Raw genomic sequence first — 3,369 nt, 5'->3', positions numbered from 1 at the left:
GCCGGCGCCGGCCTGCCGGGCGTGGCCTTCATGGTGGTCGACGGGGCCGTCGTCCGCGTCGAGATCAACGCCCCGAGCGTCATCGCCACCAGGTCGGGTGTCAGGATCGGCACGCCGGAGTCCAGCGTGCGCGAGGTCTACCCAGACAACATCCAGCAGGCCAACGACGCCGTTTCCGAGGGCCAGGCCCTGGCGTTCGTGCCGAACGACGAGGCGGATGCCGACTACCGCATCTACTTCACCATCGACGGTGGTGAAGTGTCGAGCTACCGGCTCGGCATCCGGCCGGCGGTCGACAACCTGCTGGGCTGCCAGGGCTAATACCCGAGAACTCCACGTGGTCGGTGGCATTGCCACCTCGCGGTGCCCGTGACGTGACGATGGAGGCACCGGCAGGCATCGGCTGACCGCAAGGACGCGCTCACTCCTTGTGGCCGGGTGCTCGTTTGTTCCTACCGGTCCCGCTGCGGGCCGCCCTCTCGCCCGGCTGCCGCATCCGGCGTGCCATCTGCACGATGACCGTGCCGGCACGGGCCGGAACCAGGGCAAACGGCCGCCGCTTGTCCGCAGGCACGCCTTCCCGGGTGAAGATCCGGAAGAGGCTGAACAGGGCGGTGACGAGGAACAGGACGCCTACGAACCAGTAGAGGCCGGCAGGTCCCAAAGCGTCCATGACCTGCGCGCCGGCGATCGGACCGATGACGGCGCCGATTCCGGCGGCGAGCGACAGCACGGTGCTGACCCCGACGGCCGACCCGGGAGGAACCCGGTCGTTGATGTGGCTGAGCGCCAAGGGGTACATGCTCAGTGCCAGCCCGCCGACCACGAAGGAGACCGTCAGCGCCCACCAGCCGAGCGGGTTGGCGTGAACCATCGCTAGGCACGCACCAGCACATACGAGGCCCGTACCCAGGATCAACCTTCTCCGTCCCATCCGGTCGGACAACACACCGATGGCAGGCTGGAGCGCCACGCTTCCGACCACGGCGGCGGACGTGAACAAGGCGATCCGGTCCACGCTCATACCCGATCTCGCGCCGAACACGGCGCCGAGTGTCAGCAAAGCCGCTACCGCGGTGCCCTGGCTGAAGGAGGTGAGAATTCCCAGGGGCGCGGCGTGCCACACCTGAGCGACCGGGAGCTTGCCGGGAAGCACCGGCCTGGGAGCCGGCGAGGTCGACAGCGTGATCGGGATCACCGCCATCGACACCGGTATCGAGGCGGCGATGAACAGGGCGATCCCGGATGGATCACCCAGGACGATCAGCATCTGGCCCGCCGCCAGCCCTCCCATCAGCACCACCATGTAGATGGCGAGCAGGCGTCCCCGAGTCCGGTTGGTGGCAGCCTCGTTGAGCCAACTCTCTCCCACGATGAATAGGCCGCTCATCGCGAATCCGGTGATCAGCCGTGCCAGTGACCAGACGACCGGGGAGTCGTTCAGGATGTAGATGAGGGTCGAGGTAGATGCCAGCGATGCAAGCGCGGCGTACACGCGGATGTGGCCGACGTCCACCATCAGGCGCCGGGTTATCCACGCACCCGCCAGGAACCCCACGTAGTAGAACGCCAGGATCGTGCCGGTGGCGGTGGTGGAAAACCCCTCCAGTTCGGCCCTGATACCGAGCAGGGGGTTCATCATCCCGTTTCCCAGCATCACGAAGAGGACGGCCAGGAGCAGACCTCGCGATCCGAGGATGGTCCTGGTGGTGCCGCCGGAGCCGGGAGCGGGATGGGGGAGGGTCGACAATCTCATGAAACACGTACCTTGAGAGGACTCGGGTACAAGAGGAAAACAGCGATGCCACCGTGACTATTCCGAACCACCCGGGTCCATCAGGAGATGCCCGGATATAGGCCCGGTGACCGCTCACATGGTAGCGGGAGGGGGCGTTTACTCGGACCGGTACCTGAGGTTGGGAACCGGCATGTAGGGCGTTCCGGCACCGGTCCGGAGTGTGTCTGCTAGCGACCCTTCCAGACCGGGTTGCGTTTCTCAGCGAAGGCTCGCAGTCCCTCTTGGGCGTCCTCCGACTCCACCATCCTCCGGTAGGCGCCGACGGCGCCGGATCGCATGGTGTGCAGCGCGCCGGCGACGGGGAGGCTCCCGGTCCGGCGACCGATGTCGAGTACGGCGGCCACTGCGAGTGGGGCGCTGGCGGCGATGCGGCGCGCCAGGCCGTGCGCCGTGTCCATGAGATCCGTTCCGGGCACCACCTCGTTGACCAGGCCGAACCGGTGGAGCTCCTCGGCGCTCAATCGGCGCCCGGCCAGGAGCACCTCGTTGGCCAGCGGGGCCGGTAGCAATCGGGGAAGCAGGACGGACCCCGAATCGGGGATCAACCCGATCGAAGCCTCGGGCAGGAAGAACGTGGCGTGTTCGGCGGCGACCACCAGGTCCGCCGCCATCACCAGCTCGAACCCGCCCCCGACCGCCATGCCGTTGACCGCTGCGATAACGGGCTTGTCGAGGCCCGGTAGTTCCGCGAACCCGCCGAATCCGCCCGGTCCGAAGTCGCCCTCGTAGTCCTCCCCTTCGGCGCCGGCGGCCAGATCCCATCCGGCGGAGAAGAACCGCTCGCCCGCGCCCGTGAAGATGGCCACCCGGAGGTCGGGATCATCCCGGAAGCCGGAGAAGACCGCTCCCAGGGCCCGGCTGGTGGCCGCGTCGATGGCGTTGGCCTTGGGCCGGTCGAGGGTGACCTCGAGCGTCGATCCCCGGCGGATCGCTCTGATGGTCTCGTCAGTCATGATCGAAGTGTATTGGCCCGGACCGAGGCGAGGCCGGGCTGCGTGTCCACAGCCCAGGAACCCCTCCGAAACCTATACTCGTTCCGGTACGAAGACCCGGGTGCTCAGCTGTGGCCGCTTTCCGGCGATCTAGCCCCGGTAGCCGCGAATACCCCCGAGGAATGCCTACATGACACCGGAACAGGTTCTTGCCGAACCGGCCAGAGTGCTGACCCAGCAGCAGCGGGAGTCGTACTTCGAGGGCGGGTACGTGAGCGTGGAGTCGCTCATCCCCCAAGAACTGATCGACCGGCTCAACGAGGCCACGGCGGTCTTCGTGGAGCGGAGCCGATCGGTCACCCGGTCGGGTGAGGATTACGACGTGGCCGATGATCACGGCCCGGACTCGCCCAAGATACGGCGTCTCAAGATGCCCGACCGGCTGCATGACACGTACTGGGAGTTTGCCACCGGCCTGATAGCCGATGTGGCCGCCGACCTGGTGGGGCCGGACGTGGTATTCCACCATTCCAAGCTCAACTTCAAGTGGGATGCCGGCTCCGACGATGTCAAGTGGCACCAGGACATCCAGTTCTACCCGCACACCAACTACAGCCCGCTGACGATCGGCACGTACCT

4 protein-coding genes are annotated in these 3,369 nt (G+C 66.9%); 2 read left to right on the top strand and 2 right to left on the bottom strand.

Going from position 1 to position 3,369, the window contains the following annotated elements; translation table 11 throughout:
* Nucleotides 1-321, top strand: a 321-nt coding sequence (locus tag OXK16_02125) for a hypothetical protein (protein ID MDE0374744.1), incomplete at its 5' end; no start/stop codon positions are given.
* A 100-nt stretch (nucleotides 322-421) separates the two neighbouring features.
* Here the strand turns inward: OXK16_02125 and OXK16_02120 are convergent.
* Together OXK16_02120 and OXK16_02115 are read right to left on the bottom strand one after the other, a co-directional pair.
* The gene (locus tag OXK16_02120; protein MDE0374743.1) at nucleotides 422-1,756 is read right to left on the bottom strand and encodes an MFS transporter; all 1,335 of its coding nucleotides are present in this window, start codon (nucleotides 1,754-1,756) and stop codon (nucleotides 422-424) included.
* Nucleotides 1,757-1,965: 209 nt separating this feature from the next.
* Nucleotides 1,966-2,751 carry an enoyl-CoA hydratase-related protein gene (locus tag OXK16_02115; protein ID MDE0374742.1) on the bottom strand — a complete coding sequence of 262 codons (786 nt, stop codon included), beginning with the start codon at nucleotides 2,749-2,751 and terminating at the stop codon, nucleotides 1,966-1,968.
* 169 nt (nucleotides 2,752-2,920) lie between these two features.
* Between OXK16_02115 and OXK16_02110 the strand changes: the two genes are divergently transcribed.
* On the top strand, nucleotides 2,921-3,369 hold a 449-nt coding region (locus OXK16_02110; protein ID MDE0374741.1), incomplete at its 3' end, for a phytanoyl-CoA dioxygenase family protein.

It is taken from the genome of bacterium (genome assembly GCA_028821235.1).
Classification (GTDB): Bacteria; Actinomycetota; Acidimicrobiia; order Spongiisociales; family Spongiisociaceae; genus Spongiisocius.
Note: the sequence above shows the minus strand (reverse complement) of the source record. Positions and strands in the feature narration are given on the sequence as shown.